We start from the raw sequence: 16,957 nt of genomic DNA on the forward strand, positions 1-16,957 counted from the left end.
AACACCCGGTCCCATTCCGAACCCGGTAGTTAAGCCTTCCAGCGCCGATGGTACTGCACTCGTGAGGGTGTGGGAGAGTAGGACGCCGCCGAACAATCATTCCCTCAAGGGGGCGCTCATCTCGAGCGCCCCCTTGAGGCGTTTCAGCGTTCTCCGGCGATGATGTCGCCGATCTCGTCCACCGCGGGGTGGCCCGGTTCGAACGGCGCGCTGTGGGGTTGGTCCCAACCGGCGGGTGATTCGAAGACCCGTGCGCCGAACCGCGGATCGGCCGGGGTGCGGCCGTGGAACGGGTCGAACGTCGGTGGTTCGGGGTTCCGGGGTGTTGCCGGCATCGTGGCGATCTCGGGGTTCGTGTAGTTGATCGGATCATCCGGGGACGTGGTGGCGTGCACGCGCTCGCCCACGTGCGCGGGGTCGACCCCGTCGAGCCCGAGTTCGCTGACGTGGTGGACGCCCGCGCCGGGGCTCGACACCAGCACCACGTCGTCGGCGTTGAGGCCGTGGTCGCGCGCCGTCTGGCCGACGACCGTCGTGCCGTAGCTGTGACCCACGACGGTGAGGTGCGCCCGGTCCTGGGTGTCCGTCGCACGAAGGCCGTCCTGGAACCGGTCGAGTGCCAGTTCGGCGTTGTCCGCGTAGATCGACCTCCCGGCCTCGGGGATGATGCTGTCGGGCGCGTCGTAGCCGACCCACGCGATGACGGCGGATCCCTCGCCCGCGTCGAGGGCCAGCCGCCTCGCCCGGTCGATGTCACCGCCGGCCTGGCCGAGCTCGGCGTAGGTGCCGGGCACGTAGGTCGCGATGTTGCGCGCCGTGTCGGGGTTGCCGTAGGACACGATGATCTTGCCGTCGTCCGCGGTGTCGAGGCCGAGCAGGTAGTACCGGTTCTCGGGGTGCTCGGGGTCGGCCGCGGCGAGGTCGCCGCCCGGCCGGAAGCGCTCCAGCACGGCGATCTGCTCGTCCAGCTGGATGAGGCGTTCGCGCTCCTGCTCCCACAGGCCCGGGTTGTTGGAGAACTCGTCCGCCATCCGGAGCCGTTCGTCGTGCAGGGCCGCGAGCCGGTCCCGTTCGGCGCGCAGCGCGGCGATCTCCCGGTCGAGCACGGCGCGGTTGGCCTGGTCGCGGACCTCGGCGGGGATGCCGTCGAGGTTGCGGACCAGGTCGGGGTTGTTCCGCACGACGTCCTCGCGCTCGCCCTGGCCCAGGGACAGCCACCAGGTGTGGACTTCCTGCGGGGTCGCGCCCGGCGGCGGGCCGGGGACCTGGCCGACCGGCGGGCCTCCGGTGATGCGTCCGGCGGCGTCGTTCACGAGCTTGGTGGCCTCGGCCGCGAGTTGTTGGGCGAACGCGTTGCGCTGGAGGTCCTCCCCGATGCCGGTGATGTCCGCGTACCGCTCGGCGTTGGCGTCGAGGAGCTTGACGATGGCGTCCTTGGCGGTGGCGACCTCGTTGCCGAAGATGTCGGCACGGCGGGCGAGCTCGGCCATGTCGGCGGCGGTCGTGCCGGCTCGCTGGAGGTGGTGGTGGACCAGGCCGGTGAACACGGCACCCGCCTCGTCGGGCCAGTCGGCGTTCACGGAGTTCAGGCTGTGCTCGGCGGCCTTGCCGTACTCGGCGCCGGTGCGCCGCCAGCTGTCGGCCAGCGCGTGCGCGGTCTCCTCGTTCGACAGGGGCCAGGTGGCGCCCATGGCCTTCGCCCGCGTCCACAGCTCGGAGGTCGGTTCGGGGATGGCCACCTCAGCCACCACCCGGGAACGCGCCCCTGGAGCGCACGTCGGCGGCGAGGTAGTCGACCACGGCGTCGTGACCGACCCGGCCGTCGGTCAGCAGCAGCTCCGGCACGAGGCCCGCGACCTGGCGCACCTTGGCCGCGTCGGCGTCGTAGACGGCGCGGAACGCCTGTCCCAACGGGTCCGCGCCGATGCCCGCCTCGCCCGCGACCAGCCCGGACTGCCCGTCCCGCCAGGTGGCGGCCAGGGTCTCGCCGGCGCCGGTGAGGCGGTGCAGCGCGGGTTCCACGCCGTCGACCTGCATGTGTGCGAATCCACCCATGGCGCCCAAGATGGCGCAGCGCGTCCGGGCGCGGCGGGCGCTGGCCGCTACCGGTCACGCGCCGTGCCGCGCGGGTGCGACTATTTTTCGACCATGCACCATGAGCCCGACCCCCGAACGCAGCGCCGCTCCGGCGGGAACTCCGCCGCCGTCCAGGCGGACCTGGCCACGAGCCCGTTCCGCGTCGACCGCGACCGCGTCGCCAGCTCGCCGTTCTTCGCCCGGCTCGGCGGCGTCACGCAGGTCGTCAGCTCGACCGGCTCCGGCTTGCTGGTGCACAACCGCCTCACGCACAGCCTGAAGGTGGCCCAGGCCGCCCGCGCCATCGCCGAGCGCCTCAACACCCGGCCCGACATCGCCAACCTGCTGGACAAGCTCGGCGGCTGCGACCCGGACGTGGTGGAGGCCGCCTCGCTGGCGCACGACCTGGGGCACCCGCCGTTCGGGCACCTCGGCGAGCAGGTCCTCGACCGGCTGGCCCGGCACCGGTTCGGGTTGTCGGACGGCTTCGAGGGCAACGCCCAGTCGTTCCGCATCGTCACGACGACCGACGTGCGCGGACCCGCGGCGGTCGGGCTCGACCTGACGGTGGCGGTGCGCGCGGCGATGCTGAAGTACCCGTGGACGCGCCTGTCCTACCCGAAGCCGCACCCGAGGGACCTCCCCGCCCCGCCGCGCGGCGCCGCCGAACCGACCGACGGGCCGGGCACCGGGTCGAGCAAGTTCTCCGCCTACGTCACCGAGCTGGACGACGTCGAGCAGTCCCGCGCGTTCTACACGGCCAGGGTGGAGCCGTGGCAGCAGACGGTCGAGGCGTCGGTCATGGACACGGCCGACGACATCGCCTACGCCATCCACGACCTGGAGGACTTCCACCGCGTGGGCGTGCTCCAGCACGCCGCCGTCTCGACGGAGCTGAACACCTGGCTGGAGCACGCCGTGGAGCTGGCGGGCCTGACCGCGGCCGACCTCGCCGCCCAGGAACGCCGACCGGGCCGTTCGCTGGAGGCGCTGCGCCGCCGCCTGCACGCCAAGGACTCGTGGGCGGTGCACGACGACGCGTTCGCGCACGCGGTGGCCAAGGTGCGCGCAGAGCTGGTGGACGGCCTGCTGGCGGTCCCGTTCGACGGCTCGGTGGAGGCGGAGCAGGCGGTGGCCGGGTTCTCCGCCCGCTGGACGCGCCGCCTGGTCGACTCGGTCGGCGTGGTCGAGGAGCCCACGACCAGGTCGGGGCACGTGGTGCTGGCGGTGCCTCAGTGGCACGAGGTGCAGGTGCTGAAGTTCGTGCACCGGCGGTTCGTGCTGCTGCGCCCCGACCTCGCGCTGCACCAGCGCGGCCAGGCGCGGCTGCTCACGGCGCTGGTCGAGGCGTTGGAGCAGTGGGTCACCGACCGGCACGAGGCGAACCGGCTGCCGCGCCGGCTGCACGACCTGGTCGAGCTGGCGGGCGAGGAGTACGCGGCGCTGGCGCGCACGGACCCGTCCGTCCTGGTCGGCGCGACGGGGGAGACGCCGTCCGGTCCGGACGCCGTGCGGGCGCTGGCGCGTGGCCGCGCGGTGGTCGACTTCATCGCCTCGCTCACCGACAACCAGGCCGCGGCGTTGCTCGACGCACTGTCCGGACGAACCGGTCAGCTGTGGACAGATGCTTTTGTACTGTGAAATGTGATGGATCTACCGTCTGAGAAGTAGGCCGAACGGTGGCAGACGGTACTTGTCCGTGCGCAATACGTTGACCCCTCGGTCGGAGACATCCGACCGCAGGCCGCGTGCGTCGGGGGCACGCAAGATCTGGGGGAGACGCCTGTGCGCTCACCGAAACGTCGTTTGCGAAGAAACGCCCTGATCGCGGCGGGTGCCGCCGTGCTGCTGACCTTGGGGGCGGTGTCGCCCGCCTCCGCCGATCCGACGAAGGCGTCCAAGGGCGTCGAGGACAAGACCGCGGCGCAGATCGCCGCGCTGCAGGACATCAAGCGGTCACTCACCGAAGCCGAGTCCAAAGTGGACAGCGCGCTCGTCGTCGAGCAGCGCCGCCGGTCGAACGCCACCACGTTGAGCAAGCTCCCCGCCCTCCAGACCGGCGTGAAGGTCCACAGCGGAAACACCGTCGTGGTGGACATCCGCGCGTTCGAGGTCACCGACGACCTGGTGGCCGCCGTGAAGGCCGCCGGCGGCGCGATCCGCTCGGTCTCCACCGAGGGCAGGACGGTCCGCGCCCAGCTGCCGCTCGGCTCGCTGGCCAAGCTGTCCGCCCGCGGCGACATCCGCCGCGTCGAGACCGCCGTGGAGTACAAGACCTTCAACCAGCGGGACCGCAAGGCCGACCCGGCGCCCTCGAAGGAGGACAAGGCCAGGGAGATCGAGGCGCGCACCCGCGAGGCCCTGATCGCGCCGCAGGCGATCCGGACCGGCGAGGGCGACCGGGCGCACGCCGCGGACACCGCCCGGGACGACTTCCGCGTCACCGGCACGGGCGTGAAGCTGTGCGCGCTGTCCGACGGCGTCGACTCGCTGAGGCTCTCGCAGACCGCCGGCGAGCTGCCCGCCGCCGTCGAGGTCCTGGCCGGCCAGGAGGGCTCCGGCAACGAGGGCACCGCGATGCTGGAGATCCTCCACGACATCGCGCCGAACGCGAGCCTCGGCTTCGCCACGGCCGTCAACGGCGACGCGAGCTTCGCCGACAACATCCGCGCCCTGCGCTTCCAGCTGGGCTGCGACGTCATCGTGGACGACATCCTCTACTTCAACGAGTCGCCCTTCCAGGACGGCGTGATCGCGCAGGCCGTGGACGCGGTCACCGCCGACGGCGCGCTGTTCTTCTCCTCCGCCGGCAACGAGGGCAACGTCGCCGACGGCACCTCGGGCCACTGGGAGGGCCAGTTCGTCGACTCCGGCGTCGGCGTCGGCAAGTTCGCCGGCACCGCGCACGACTTCAACCCCTCGCCGGACGCCAAGCAGGTGTTCAACCCGCTGTCGGACAGCTCGGCCAACGTGCCCGTGACGCTGTTCTGGTCCGACCCGCTGACCTCGTCGTTCAACGACTACGACCTGTACCTGGCGAACTCGCAGGGCAACGTGGTGGCGTTCAGCCAGGGCGTGCAGGACGGCAGCCAGGACCCGTACGAGCGGCTCAACACGCCCGCGTCCGCGTTCGGCCTGCGGTTGGCCGTGGTCAAGTTCCGCGGTGAGGACAAGTACCTGGCGCTGACCGCGCTGGGCGGTCGCTTCAAGGACTCCTCCGACGGGCTCAAGAAGTTCGCCACGCCGGGTGTGACCCGCGGCCACTCCGCGGCCAAGGGCGCGATCAGCGTGGCGGCGGCGCCGGCGAACGACCCGCTGCCGTTCGACCTGGAGCCGGGCGACCCGGCCAACCCGCGCGGCCCGTTCCCGAACGCGTTCGACGGCACGCAGAAGCCCGAGCGGTTCACCTCGGACGGTCCGCGTCGCGTGTTCTTCGCGCCCGACGGCACCCCGCGCGAGGAGGTCAGGCAGAAGCCCGACCTGACCGCGGCGGACGGCGTGCAGACCAGCGTGAGCGGCTTCAACCCGTTCTTCGGCACGTCGGCGTCCGCGCCGAACGCGGCCGGCATCGCGGGCCTGGTGCTGTCCGGCAACCCCGGCCTGTCGCCAGCCGAGGTGCGGGAGGCGATGACCGCCACCGCGATCGACATCGTCGAAGCGGGCGTGGACAACCGGACCGGCGCGGGCGTCGTGCGCGCCGACCTGGTGCTGGCCTACACCGGCGCCTCGCCGCAGCCGCTGGCGAAGGCGGCGAAGCCGTCCGTGGTCAACGACGCCGACGGCAGCCAGTACCTCAAGCCGGGCACCACGGCCACGGTCACCGTGCCGGTGGTCAACTCCGGTGACGGCACGGCCGCGTCGACCAGCCTCGTGCTCACCACGCCCACCGCGGGCGTGACGATCGCGCCTCGGTCGAAGTCCTACGGGAACATCGAGGTCGGCCAGACGGTCACCAACACGTTCAAGGTGACCGTGCCCGCGTCGATGGGCGTCGGCTCGGCCGTGCGGCTGGACGCCCGGGTGACGTTCGCGGGCTCCACCTCGCCGACCACGGGCACGTTCACGCTCAACGTCGGCGAGCCGTCCCGCGACACGAAGACGTTCGCCTACGCCGGGCCGGTCGTGGCCATCCCGGACAACGACGCCACCGGCGTCGCGGTGGAGATCCCGGTCAGCGGCATCGGCCGCGGCTCCCGGATCGTGTTCTCCGTGGACGGCGACACGTGCAGCGCGACGACGGGCGCGACCACGGTCGGCATCGACCACTCGTTCGTCGGCGACCTGGTCGGCACGCTGACCTCGCCGTCCGGCGCGACGGCCACGGTGTTCCAGCGCAACGGCGCGACCGGCAACAACCTGTGCCAGGTCGTGTTCGACGACACCGCGGCGCAGCCGTTCTCGTCGGTGACCAGCGCGTTGGCGCCGTTCACCGGCACGTGGCGGCCCATCACCCCGCTGGGCGCGCTGCTGGCCGAGCCGGTGGACGGCACGTGGACGTTCAAGGTCGTGGACGGCGCCTCGTCCGACCGCGGCTCGATCCGCTCGGTCTCGCTGAAGATCAACGGTTACGTCTAGGGTTCGCCCGAGTGTGAGAAGGGCCCCGGGAGCACGCTCCCGGGGCCCTTTTGTTCACGTGTTACTTCGGCCACTCCCAGCGGATGCCGAACACGCCGGGCCCGAAACCGAGCGCCACGGCGTGCACGCCACCCGCCGCGTCCAGGGCCAGGTTGCGCCGCCGGGACGGGGTGTCGTCGCCCGCGGGCACGCTGAACTGCTGGCAGCGGGCGGGCAGGTTCGACTGGTCGAACCGCACCTCGATCACGTACTCGCGCACCGGCAGCCGGAACTTGCGGGCGAACGTGTTGTTGCCCGCCGGGTAGTGACCCTCGGCGAACAGCAGCTCGTACTCCATGATGATGGTCTCGCCCCTGGTCAGGGGTCGGTCGAACATCATCTCGGCGGCCATGATGTTGGCCTCGGTGTCCTCGACCACGCGGCCGAGGTGGCAGTTGCGCAGGTTCACCACCTGCGGCAGCACGTTGGCCTGCTCGGTCTCGAACACCAGCGCCCACCGGTCCGGGCCGTCCTGCTCCGCGCGCAGGATCTGGCGCACCCACACCGAGCGCTGACCGCCGTCCGCGGCGATCTCGATCCGGTCGTGCTGGCTGATCCGGCCCAGCTTCACGTCCGACGACGTGTCCACCTTCGTGAGCAGGTTCGCCACCCGCTCACGCCGCGCCCACAGCGCGTCGATCGGCATCATCGTCGTCGGTCGGGACCGCCTGCCGCGCGGGCGCGGCGGGCCGAGCAGCGCCGACAGGCCGGCCTGCGGCACGCCGAGCACGGTCTCCAGGTGGCGCAGCGCCTCCAGCGACTCGGGTCGCTCGGGTCGGCGTCGGCCGGACTGCCAGTAACTCAGCGTGGCGACACTGATCGTAACCCCGCGCAGCGCGAGCCGGTGCTGGATGCGGTCGAGACTCAGCCTGCTGGCTTTGATCGCGGCTCTCAGCGCCTCGGGGAACGGTCCCGTGGTGAGAAGCTGCGCAAGACTGCCGTGGCCCGTCGAGTCGAGTTCGTCGACGGACAGGTTGGGTCGACCGGCAGCGTTGGTCATTGTGACTCCCCGCTGTCATGAGATCACGCCCCAGTGACCCTACCCGCCAACGCAGGGCGTTGGTGCCTTCCAGGTGGAGTCATTGATTGGGCCATACGGGTTACGAGTTCACTGGGATGGGCATCGTTCTGTCAAGTGGTGAACATCCGTGCTCTCCCCTTTGTAAACCCACCGGTAACATTGTGCAACGGCGGCTTCGGGGTCCTGGCACCGGCCCCTTCGGTACTGGTATGCGACCGCGCGCGGAGTCGCCCCACCGGCCACCTGCCGTTGGCGGTCGTTGATCCGTTGGGCCTACTGTGTGCCCGGTGACCGCCGCCCAGGACCTCGTGCCCCTGCCGGAGGACCCGTTGACGGAGGTCGCCGCCGCCGTGCTCGGCGACGGCCACCACGTGGTGCTCGACCTGCTCGACGTCGTGCGCCACCGCGGTGGGCCGCCCGTCGACGTGGTCCGCGCGGGCGACGACCTGCTGCCCCGGTTGGCGCACGAGAACGCGCTCGACCAGGCGCTGCTGCTCGCCCGCCAGGCGCTGCGGCCCGGCGGCCTGTTCGTCGCCGCCGTCCCCGAGCTGGACAAACTCGGCCGGCTCCGGCCCACCGCGCCGCCGCCGAAGGTGTCCGGGCGCGGTCCGGAGCGGCAGGTGACCGTGCAGCTGTGGGACTGGTCGGCCGACGGCGAGTCCTACGCCTTGGAGGTCGTGCGGCTGGTGCGCGGCGCGGAGACGTGGGAGGTCGCGAACACCGTGTCGACCCGGCACCGCGTGCTGTCGCCCGAGCAGATCTCCGCCTCGCTGACCGACGCCGGGTTCGGCGCCGTGCAGCGGCTCTCGCCCGCCGAGTGCGGGCACCCGCTGCCGGTCTGGGTCGCGGTCGCGCCGGCATGAACGCCGCGCCGCCGTGACCAAGGTCCGCCCGGTCTCCGGCGGCGGCCGGGCGGTCGAGGTGCCGCCCGAACGCCTGGACGGGTGGTTCTCGCGGTTCGCCGCGCGGCACGGCGGGGTGGTCTCGACGTCGGTGACGCCTGGTCGTTGCCTGGTCACGGCGGTGGACGGGGCCACGGCCTCGGTGTCGGCCGCGTTCGGTGAATTCACCCCTCAAGGTGAGGCTGAAGGTCTGGTGCTGGACGCGTTGCTGGCGTACGCGCTCGCGCCGCGCCGGATAGGGCTGCTGCTGGTGCGGCTCGGCGGGCACAGCATCGGCGTGGCGCAGGACGGCGTCGTGCTGGTGTCGACCACGGACAGTCGTCAGGTGCACGGGCGCAACAAGGCGGGCGGGTGGTCGCAGCAGCGGTTCGCGCGGCGTCGGGAGGGGCAGGCGCGGGTCGCGCTCCAGGCGGCGGCGGACGACGCGGCGAGGGTGTTGGCGCCACGGCTCGGTGAGCTGGACGCGGTCGTGCTCGGTGGTGACCGTCAGGCGTTGGACGCCCTGCGGGGTGACCCACGGCTGAGCGACGTGTTCGCGTTGGCGTCGCCGCGCGTGTTGGATGTGCCGGAGCCTCGGCGGGCGGTGCTGGACGAGGCCGCCGTCCGGGCCCGGGCGGTGGAGATCGTCGTCCGGGAAACTCCCGGAACTCGTGACAACCCCCGCCGCACCCGACCGCATTCATAAGGGTGAGGGGGCGCCGAACCGCGGTGGCCCCGCGAACCCGAGGAGCAGTCTTGCTGCGCAAACGACTCGCGCTGGCGGCCGGGGCCGTCGTGCTCGGCGGCATCGCCGTGGCCGGGACCGCGCTGGCGTCCGGCGGTGGCGACGAAGCGCCCGCGTCGACCACGACCACGCCTCCCGTCACCTCGGTCACCACGTCGCCGATCACCACGTCGCCGATCGCCACCTCGCCGCCGACCACCGCGCCGATCGAGACCACGCCGCAGTCGACGGTCACCGAGCCGCCGATCAGCACCAGCCCCGGGCCGTGGCCGACGACGACCACCCTGCGCCCGGAGCCGACCTCGTCCCAGCCGCCGGCGACCACGACCACGGTGACCACGTCGCCGGGCGCGTCGTTCCCGGCGACGACCACGACCACCAGGCCGCCGCTGCCGACCACGACCGTCACCACGAGGCGCTGACGGCGTGAGCTGGGACGCGGAGTTCACCCACTACTTCGACCGGTGTGCCGACTCGATGCGCTTCACCGCGTTCTTGTTGTGCGGCAACCACCACGAGGCCGAAGACGTGGTGCAGTCCGCGTTCCTCAAGCTCTACCTGGCCGGGCCGAAGCTGGTGCGGCGTGACGGGCTCGACGGCTACCTCCGGCAGATCGTGGTGCGCACGTTCCTGGCCGAGCGCCGCCGCGTGCGGTGGAAACGGGAGAAGCTCACCGACGCGATGCCGGAGGTGCCCGAGCCCGGGGTGCTGAGCGAGGACCGGCTGGTGGTGTGGCAGGCGTTGGGCGCCGTGCCCGCGAAGCAGCGGGCGACGCTCGTGCTGCGGTACTGGCACGACCTGGGGGTGGAGGAGACGGCCGCGGCCCTCGGTTGCTCCGTGGGCACGGTGAAGAGCAACACGAGCCGCGGCCTCAAGGCGTTGCGGCAAAGGCTGGGACCGGAGTTCGGCGAGTTGTGGCAGGAGGTGTCGCGCGGTGCTTGAGGACGAGCTGAAGAAGACGTTCGAACAACTGAACATCAAGCCGCAGCCACGCACGTTCGGGGCCGTGGACATCGTCCACCGCGGCGCCGCCGTCAAACGCCGCCGGCGCACCTACGCCGTGGCCGCGACCGGCACCGGCACCGCCGTGGTCGCGGTGGTGGTCGCCTTCGCCCTGAACCAGCCCCCGAGGCAGGACGACAACAGCCCGGCGGGCCCGCCGATCCCCACCACGAGCAGTTCGACCCAGTCCAGCCCTTCTCCCACGACCACGGACCCCGGCGTCTCGTCGTCGGCGGAGATCCCGGCGTCCACGACCCCCACCACCACGACCAGACCCGGCCGCACCGGGACCACGACCAGCCCCAGTTCCACCTCGACGACGACCACCACGACCGTGAGGACCACGAGCCCCGGCACCACCGCCCAGTCCACCGGCACCGAACCCCTGCGAACCACCACCCGCTGACCACCGGCCCCACGACCTGCCGGCACCGCCCGCAACGTGCGGCCCGCCCTCGCCACGCACTGGCACCAGCGGCGGGACTCGTCCGTGAGGAGCCCCGCCGTCGACCCGCCGTGAGGCCGACCTACGCCAACGTTCCCGTGGCGAGCAGCCCGCCGTCCACGCGCACGGTCTCACCGGTGATCCACTCGGCGGCGTCCGAAGCCAGGAACGCGACCAGCCGCGCCACGTCCTCCGGCGTCCCGAGCCGCTTCATCGGGTATCCGCCCGCCGCCTCCTCCTCCCGTCCCGTGTACAGGGCCTCGGCGAACCGGGTCTTCACCACCGCCGGCGCGACCGCGTTCACCCGCACCTTCGGCCCGAGCTGCCACGCCAGCTCCTCCGTCAACCGGATCAGCGCCGCCTTGCTCGCCCCGTACGCCCCGATCACCCCGGTCGACCGGATCCCTCCCACCGACGCGACGTTCACCACCGCGCCGCCGTGCTCGCTCATCCACGCCTTCCACGCCAGCTGCACGAACCCGAGCGCGGCGACCACGTTGACGTCGAAGATCTTCCGCACCGCGTCGAGGTCGGCGTCCATCAGAGCGCCGAACACGGGGTTGATGCCGGTGTTGTTCACGAGCACGTCCAGCCGCCCGAACCGCTCCAGGGTCGACTCGACGGCCTGCGCCCGGTCGTCGGCGTTGCCCGCGTTGCCCGGCACCGCAAGCACACGATCAGGTGAAACGCCGGCCGTGACCGCCAGCGACTCGGCCGCCGCCGTGACCGCCTCCGCCTTGCGCGACGTGATCGCCACCGACGCGCCGCGCGACAGCAGCTCCAGCGCGATGCCGTGCCCGATACCCCGACTGGCGCCCGTGACCAGGGCCGCCCTGCCCGTGAAGTCCGAAGTCATACCGCGCAATGTATGCCGGTGGACACACACTGCTAATCCAGTGGCGCCCACCCCGTAGACTGGGGCTCGTGGTCATCCTCATCGAGTAGGTCCCGCGCCGGCCGCGCCGTTGACCTCGCATGACCACACACCCGGAGTAGAACTTGATCACCGCAACCGATCTCGAGTTGCGCGCGGGCTCGCGCATCCTGCTGTCCGACGCCACCCTCCGCGTCCAGGCCGGCGACCGCATCGGCCTCGTCGGCCGCAACGGCGCGGGCAAGACCACGTCGCTGCGCGTCCTCGCGGGCGAGGGCCAGCCGTACGCGGGCGACATCCGCCGCAGCGGCGAGCTCGGCTACCTGCCGCAGGACCCGCGCGAGGGCGACCTGTCGGTCATCGCCAAGGACCGCGTGCTGTCCGCACGAGGCCTGGACCAGCTGCTCCGCGACCTGGAGAAGATGCAGTCCACGATGGCCGAGCTGGTCGACGACGCCGAGCTGCAGGCCGCCGTGCGCAAGTACGGCCGCCTCGAAGAGCGGTTCGCCGCCCTCGGCGGGTACGCGGCCGAGAGCGAAGCCGCCCGCATCTGCGCCAACCTCGGCCTGGCCGACCGCGTGCTCGCCCAGCCGCTGCGCACGCTGTCCGGCGGTCAGCGCCGCCGCGTCGAGCTGGCCCGCATCCTGTTCGCCGCCTCCGAGGGCGGTGTCGGCGCGAAGTCCAGCACGATCCTGCTCATCGACGAGCCGACGAACCACCTCGACGCCGACTCGATCGCGTGGCTGCGCGGGTTCCTCAAGTCGCACGAGGGCGGCCTGGTCGTGATCAGCCACGACGTCGAGCTGCTCGACGACGTGGTCAACAAGGTGTGGTTCCTCGACGCGACGCGCGGCGAGGTCGACATCTACAACATGGGCTGGAAGAAGTACCTCGAAGCGCGCGCCGCCGACGAGAAGCGCCGCCGGCGCGAGCGCGCCAACGCGGAGAAGAAGGCCGGCGCGCTCATGGCGCAGGCCGACAAGATGCGCGCGAAGGCCACCAAGGCGGTCGCCGCGCAGAACATGGCCCGCCGCGCCGAGAAGCTGCTGTCCGGCCTGGACGACACCCGCCAGGCGGACAAGGTCGCGAAGATCCGCTTCCCGCAGCCCGCCACGTGCGGCCGGACGCCGTTGACCGCGGAGGGTTTGAGCAAGTCGTACGGCTCGCTGGAGGTCTTCAGCGGCGTCGACCTGGCCATCGACCGCGGATCACGCGTGGTCATCCTCGGGCTGAACGGCGCCGGCAAGACCACGTTGCTGCGGCTGATCGGCTCCATGGAACGCCCGGACAGCGGCGAGGTGATCGCCGGTCACGGCCTCAAGCTCGGGTACTTCGCCCAGGAGCACGAGACGCTCGACCACGAGGCCACGGTGTGGCAGAACATCCGCCACGCCGCGCCGGACACACCGGAGCAGCAGCTGCGCTCGCTGCTGGGCACGTTCCTGTTCAGCGGTGAGCAGCTCGACCAGCCCGCCGGCACCCTGTCGGGCGGCGAGAAGACCCGGTTGGCGCTGGCCGGCCTGGTGTCGAGCGCGGCGAACGTGCTGCTGCTCGACGAGCCGACGAACAACCTCGACCCGGCCAGCCGCGAGCAGGTGCTCGACGCGTTGCGGCGGTACGAGGGGGCGGTCGTCCTCGTCACGCACGACCCGGGCGCGGTGGAGGCGCTTGAGCCCGAGCGGGTGATCCTGCTGCCCGACGGCACCGAGGACCACTGGTCCCAGGAGTACCTGGAGCTCGTGCAGTTGGCCTGAGGCAAGGGGTTTCGCCTCTCTCACCCGAACGTGAGCACTGATCGACTCTGCGTGATCAAACGACCGCTCGCAGATCATTTCGCTTGATCACCTGGCGTTCTTGGTCTTCGTGTTCGATCATTGCGACGACAGGGGCTTTCGAAGGCCCGACCTGCTGTCTACGGAAGGCGGGACAAGGTGGCTGACCTGAAGAAGGGCGCCCGGATCACCGGCGCCACGCGGGACAAGCTGGCCGCTGACCTGAAGAAGAAGTACGAAAAGGGCGCGAGCATCCGGGCGTTGGCCGAGTCCACCGGGCGCTCCTACGGCTTCGTGCACCGGGTTCTCAGCGAGTCCGGTGTGCAGCTGCGCGGTCGCGGTGGCGCCACCCGCACGAAGAAGAAGTAAGCTACCCTCCGGTAACCACATGGCGTCGGGGAGAGACGACGCCTGACGAAACCCGGAGGTTCACGCATGTCGGCACCGACCACCATCGACGCCGACCTGCTGGAACGCGGAGGCGTGCGGCTCGTCGTGGACGGACCGCGCGCGACGATCACGCTCGACCGTCCCGACGTGCTCAACGCACAGACGCCGTCGACCTGGGTGGCGTTGCGGACGATCGGTGAACAGCTGGGCCCGGACGTCCGCGTCGTGGTCGTCCGGGGTTCCGGTCGCGCCTTCTCCGCCGGGCTCGACCGGCGCATGTTCACGGGCGCCCCGGTGGAGGGCGAACCGGGTCTGCCGGAGATCACGCGACGGGGACCCGAAGCAGGCGCCGCGCTGATCGCGGAGTTCCAAGAGGGCTTCCGCTGGCTGCGCGACCCGGCTCGGGTGACGATCGCCGCGGTGCGCGGGCACGCGATCGGCGCGGGCTTCCAGCTCGCCCTGGCGTGCGACTTCCGCGTGGCCGCCGACGACGCCAAGTTCTGCATGGCCGAGACCTCGCTCGGCCTGGTGCCCGACCTCGGCGGCACGCTGCCCCTGGTGCGCCTGGTCGGGTACTCGCGCGCGGCCGAGATCTGCCTGACGGGGCGGCGGGTCGGCGCCGAGGAGGCGTTGCGGATCGGCCTCGCGAACTCCGTCGTGCCCGTGGACGGGTTGGACGGCGCGGTCGACGCGTTCGTCGGGCAGTTGCTGCAGCCGATGCCCGGCGCCGTGCGGGAGACGTTGGCGCTGCTGGCGTCTGCGGCCGATGGTGCTTCGGAGGAGGAGCAGCTGCGGGCCGAGCGCGAGGCCCAGCTGCGCCGCCTCGGTGAGCTGACCGCCCTGCTCGGCGGTCAGAGCTGACGTGCGGCCGAACACGATCGGGTGAGATCGGGCCAAAAATGTACGGAAACACTGTTCCCGTACATCGGTTGATATGACCGAGCCCCGAACCACCCCGCCTACCCCGAACCACTCCGCCCCACCGCCGCCACCCCGCTCCGCCGCCACCCCGCCCCGCCCACCGCCACCCCGCCCACGCAGCCGAGCCGGAGCCCGACCCCGAGCCGGAGCCCGACCCCGACCCCGACCCCGAGCCGGAGCCGGAGCCGGAGCCCGAGCCGGAGCCGGGGCCGGAGCCGGAGCCGGAGCCGGAGCCCTACGCAAACGCTTCCCTGACCGCGTGTCGCCGGCGGGTGCGGGAACGTCGAGAGGGCCGGTGGCGTTACCGTCTGGCGTGGACGGATCCTGGGGATTGATGCGCAGCGCGATGCGTGCGTCGGACGCGCCGACGGCGGTGCGACGTGGGACGTTCCGGCGAGTGCTGGCGTTCGCCGGGCCGCACCGGGCGAAGTTGGTCGTGTTCCTGCTGCTCACGGTCGTGTCGGCGGTGCTCGCGGTCAGCACGCCGGTGTTGGCGGGACGCGTGGTGGACGCGATCGTCGGCGGCCGGGACGTGTCGGTCGTCGTGTGGCTGGCCGTGGTGATCGCGGTCATCGCGGTGGTGGACGCGGGGCTCGGGTTGGTCGAGCGGTGGCAGTCGGCGCGGATCGGGGAAGGCCTCATCCACGACCTGCGGCGCGCCGTGTACGAGCACGTGCAGCGCATGCCCATCGCGTTCTTCACCCGAACGCGCACCGGCGCGTTGGTCAGCCGGTTGAACAACGACGTGATCGGCGCGCAGCGGGCGTTCACCTCGACGCTCTCCGGCGTGGTCACCAATGTCATCCAACTGGGGCTCTCCCTGGGCGTGATGTTCACTCTTTCGTGGCAGGTGACCGCGCTCGCCCTGGTGCTGCTGCCCGTCTTCGTGATCCCCGCGCGGCGCATGGGCAACCGGATGGCGGACCTCCAGCGCGAAGCCTCGACCCTGAACGCGGGCATGACCACCCAGATGACCGAGCGGTTCTCCGCACCGGGCGCGACGCTGGTGAAGCTGTTCGGCCGACCGGAGGACGAGAGCGCCGAGTTCGGCGAACGGGCCGCGCGCGTCCGCGACATCGGCGTCCGCACGGCGATGGCCACACGCTGGTTCATGACCGGCCTGACCCTGGTCTCCGCCCTCGCCCAAGCCCTGGTCTACGGCCTCGGCGGCTACCTCGCGCTGACCGGCGACCTGGCCGCCGGCACCGTCGTGTCGCTCGCCCTCCTGCTGACCCGCCTCTACTCGCCGCTCACCGCCCTCGCCAACGCGCGGGTCGACGTGATGACCGCGCTCGTGTCGTTCGAACGCGTCTTCGAAGTCCTCGACCTCAAACCGATGATCGCCGAACCGGACCAACCGCGCCGCGTGCCCGACGGCCCGGTCTCCGTCGAGTTCGACGACGTCCGCTTCGCCTACCCGGCGGCGGACAAGGTCTCACTGGCCTCGTTGGAATCAGTGGCCACATTGGACACACGCGGTGGCGAGGAGGTGTTGCACGGCATCAGCTTCCGCGCCGAGCCCGGTCGGATGGTGGCGCTCGTCGGCTCGTCCGGCGCGGGCAAGTCGACCATCGCCTCACTCGTCCCGCGGCTCTACGACACCGACTCCGGCGCGGTCCGGCTGTCCGGTGTGGACGTGCGCGAGCTGGCGTTCGACTCGATCCGGCAGACCGTCGGCGTCGTCACCCAGGACGGTCACCTGTTCCACGACACGATCCGCGCGAACCTGACCTACCCGCGACCGGAGGCGACCGAGGACGAGCTGTGGGACGCGTTGCGCCGCGCGCGCCTGGACCACCTCGTCGAATCGCTGCCCGACGGCCTCGACACCGTGGTCGGCGAACGCGGCTACCGGCTCTCCGGCGGCGAACGGCAGCGGCTCACCATCGCCCGGCTGCTCCTGGCCCGGCCGCGCGTGGTCATCCTGGACGAGGCGACCGCGCACCTGGACTCCGAGTCGGAGGCCGCGGTGCAGGTCGCGCTGACCGAGGCGTTGCGCGGTCGGACGGCGGTGGTGATCGCGCACCGGCTGTCCACGATCCGCGCGGCCGACCAGATCCTGGTCGTGGAGGCCGGGCGCGTGGTGGAACGCGGCACGCACGCCGAACTCCTGGCGGCCGAGGGGCGCTACGCCGAGCTGTACCGCACGCAGTTCGACGAAGCGCCCGCCGCGGACCTGGAGTCGGCCGTCTGACCGCGTGCCGTCCGGGCGCGCC

The 16,957-nt window shown here is 71.8% G+C and carries 15 protein-coding genes and 1 rRNA gene; 11 read left to right on the forward strand and 5 right to left on the reverse strand.

Going from position 1 to position 16,957, the window contains the following annotated elements; all coding sequences use genetic code 11:
- Positions 1 to 94: ribosomal RNA gene (rrf, locus tag ABTZ99_RS23150) — 5S ribosomal RNA — on the forward strand; the annotation flags it as partial.
- A gap of 49 nt (positions 95 to 143) precedes the next feature.
- Here the strand turns inward: rrf and ABTZ99_RS23155 are convergent.
- Both ABTZ99_RS23155 and ABTZ99_RS23160 read right to left on the reverse strand, forming a co-directional pair.
- Positions 144 to 1,739 carry a WXG100-like domain-containing protein gene (locus tag ABTZ99_RS23155; protein ID WP_499613825.1) on the reverse strand — a complete coding sequence of 532 codons (1,596 nt, stop codon included), beginning with the start codon at positions 1,737 to 1,739 and terminating at the stop codon, positions 144 to 146.
- A gap of 1 nt (position 1,740) precedes the next feature.
- On the reverse strand, positions 1,741 to 2,055 hold the full coding sequence (locus tag ABTZ99_RS23160; protein ID WP_498784256.1) for a hypothetical protein: 315 nt from the start codon (positions 2,053 to 2,055) through the stop codon (positions 1,741 to 1,743).
- 93 nt (positions 2,056 to 2,148) lie between these two features.
- Here ABTZ99_RS23160 and ABTZ99_RS23165 point away from each other — a divergent pair, with 93 nt between their 5' ends.
- Both ABTZ99_RS23165 and ABTZ99_RS23170 read left to right on the forward strand, forming a co-directional pair.
- The gene (locus ABTZ99_RS23165; RefSeq protein WP_498784254.1) at positions 2,149 to 3,717 is read left to right on the forward strand and encodes a deoxyguanosinetriphosphate triphosphohydrolase family protein; all 1,569 of its coding nucleotides are present in this window, start codon (positions 2,149 to 2,151) and stop codon (positions 3,715 to 3,717) included.
- A gap of 144 nt (positions 3,718 to 3,861) precedes the next feature.
- Positions 3,862 to 6,651, forward strand: a complete 2,790-nt coding sequence (locus ABTZ99_RS23170; protein WP_498784252.1) for a S8 family serine peptidase — start codon at positions 3,862 to 3,864, stop codon at positions 6,649 to 6,651.
- Between the two features lie 61 nt (positions 6,652 to 6,712).
- On the opposite strand, the gene ABTZ99_RS23175 is transcribed toward ABTZ99_RS23170, so the two are convergent.
- The gene (locus tag ABTZ99_RS23175) at positions 6,713 to 7,690 is read right to left on the reverse strand and encodes a helix-turn-helix domain-containing protein (RefSeq protein ID WP_077005242.1); all 978 of its coding nucleotides are present in this window, start codon (positions 7,688 to 7,690) and stop codon (positions 6,713 to 6,715) included.
- Between the two features lie 308 nt (positions 7,691 to 7,998).
- On the opposite strand from ABTZ99_RS23175, the gene ABTZ99_RS23180 reads away from it, so the two are divergent.
- From ABTZ99_RS23180 to ABTZ99_RS23195, 4 genes are read left to right on the forward strand one after another with little or no spacing between them, the layout of a single operon-like run.
- Positions 7,999 to 8,574: a hypothetical protein gene (locus ABTZ99_RS23180; protein WP_498784250.1), complete on the forward strand. Its 576-nt coding sequence runs from the start codon at positions 7,999 to 8,001 to the stop codon at positions 8,572 to 8,574.
- Between the two features lie 13 nt (positions 8,575 to 8,587).
- Positions 8,588 to 9,298: an acVLRF1 family peptidyl-tRNA hydrolase gene (locus ABTZ99_RS23185; protein WP_498784248.1), complete on the forward strand. Its 711-nt coding sequence runs from the start codon at positions 8,588 to 8,590 to the stop codon at positions 9,296 to 9,298.
- Between the two features lie 50 nt (positions 9,299 to 9,348).
- A complete protein-coding gene (locus tag ABTZ99_RS23190) occupies positions 9,349 to 9,759 on the forward strand; it encodes a hypothetical protein (protein WP_498784246.1) in 411 nt (136 codons plus the stop codon).
- A gap of 4 nt (positions 9,760 to 9,763) precedes the next feature.
- Complete coding sequence (locus tag ABTZ99_RS23195) at positions 9,764 to 10,279, forward strand: SigE family RNA polymerase sigma factor (RefSeq protein WP_498784245.1); 516 nt, start codon at positions 9,764 to 9,766, stop codon at positions 10,277 to 10,279.
- 111 nt (positions 10,280 to 10,390) lie between these two features.
- Here the strand turns inward: ABTZ99_RS23195 and ABTZ99_RS23200 are convergent, their stop codons facing one another.
- The gene (locus tag ABTZ99_RS23200) at positions 10,391 to 10,738 is read right to left on the reverse strand and encodes a hypothetical protein (protein ID WP_498784243.1); all 348 of its coding nucleotides are present in this window, start codon (positions 10,736 to 10,738) and stop codon (positions 10,391 to 10,393) included.
- Between the two features lie 128 nt (positions 10,739 to 10,866).
- Entirely contained in the window at positions 10,867 to 11,640 is a 774-nt protein-coding gene (locus ABTZ99_RS23205; protein ID WP_498784241.1) for an SDR family oxidoreductase, read from the reverse strand.
- A gap of 143 nt (positions 11,641 to 11,783) precedes the next feature.
- Between ABTZ99_RS23205 and ABTZ99_RS23210 the strand changes: the two genes are divergently transcribed.
- The 4 genes from ABTZ99_RS23210 (at position 11,784) to ABTZ99_RS23225 (ending at position 16,935) form a co-directional block, all read left to right on the forward strand.
- Positions 11,784 to 13,412: an ABC-F family ATP-binding cassette domain-containing protein gene (locus ABTZ99_RS23210; RefSeq protein WP_498784239.1), complete on the forward strand. Its 1,629-nt coding sequence runs from the start codon at positions 11,784 to 11,786 to the stop codon at positions 13,410 to 13,412.
- 177 nt (positions 13,413 to 13,589) lie between these two features.
- A complete protein-coding gene (locus tag ABTZ99_RS23215) occupies positions 13,590 to 13,799 on the forward strand; it encodes a helix-turn-helix domain-containing protein (protein WP_015103570.1) in 210 nt (69 codons plus the stop codon).
- 66 nt (positions 13,800 to 13,865) lie between these two features.
- Positions 13,866 to 14,681: an enoyl-CoA hydratase/isomerase family protein gene (locus ABTZ99_RS23220; protein ID WP_499613836.1), complete on the forward strand. Its 816-nt coding sequence runs from the start codon at positions 13,866 to 13,868 to the stop codon at positions 14,679 to 14,681.
- 373 nt (positions 14,682 to 15,054) lie between these two features.
- Complete coding sequence (locus tag ABTZ99_RS23225; protein WP_499613839.1) at positions 15,055 to 16,935, forward strand: ABC transporter ATP-binding protein; 1,881 nt, start codon at positions 15,055 to 15,057, stop codon at positions 16,933 to 16,935.
- Positions 16,936 to 16,957: the final 22 nt, after the last annotated feature.

The sequence above is a fragment of the Actinosynnema sp. NPDC002837 genome (genome assembly GCF_040295345.1).
Lineage (GTDB): Bacteria > Actinomycetota > Actinomycetes > Mycobacteriales > Pseudonocardiaceae > Actinosynnema.

Coding starts and splice junctions, on each gene's coding strand:
- ABTZ99_RS23160 (WP_498784256.1), bottom strand. CDS start 2,055: ATGGGTGGATTCGCACACATGCAGGTCGACGGCGTGGAACCCGCGCTG.
- ABTZ99_RS23165 (WP_498784254.1), top strand. CDS start 2,149: ATGCACCATGAGCCCGACCCCCGAACGCAGCGCCGCTCCGGCGGGAAC.
- ABTZ99_RS23175 (WP_077005242.1), bottom strand. CDS start 7,690: ATGACCAACGCTGCCGGTCGACCCAACCTGTCCGTCGACGAACTCGAC.
- ABTZ99_RS23205 (WP_498784241.1), bottom strand. CDS start 11,640: ATGACTTCGGACTTCACGGGCAGGGCGGCCCTGGTCACGGGCGCCAGT.
- ABTZ99_RS23220 (WP_499613836.1), top strand. CDS start 13,866: ATGTCGGCACCGACCACCATCGACGCCGACCTGCTGGAACGCGGAGGC.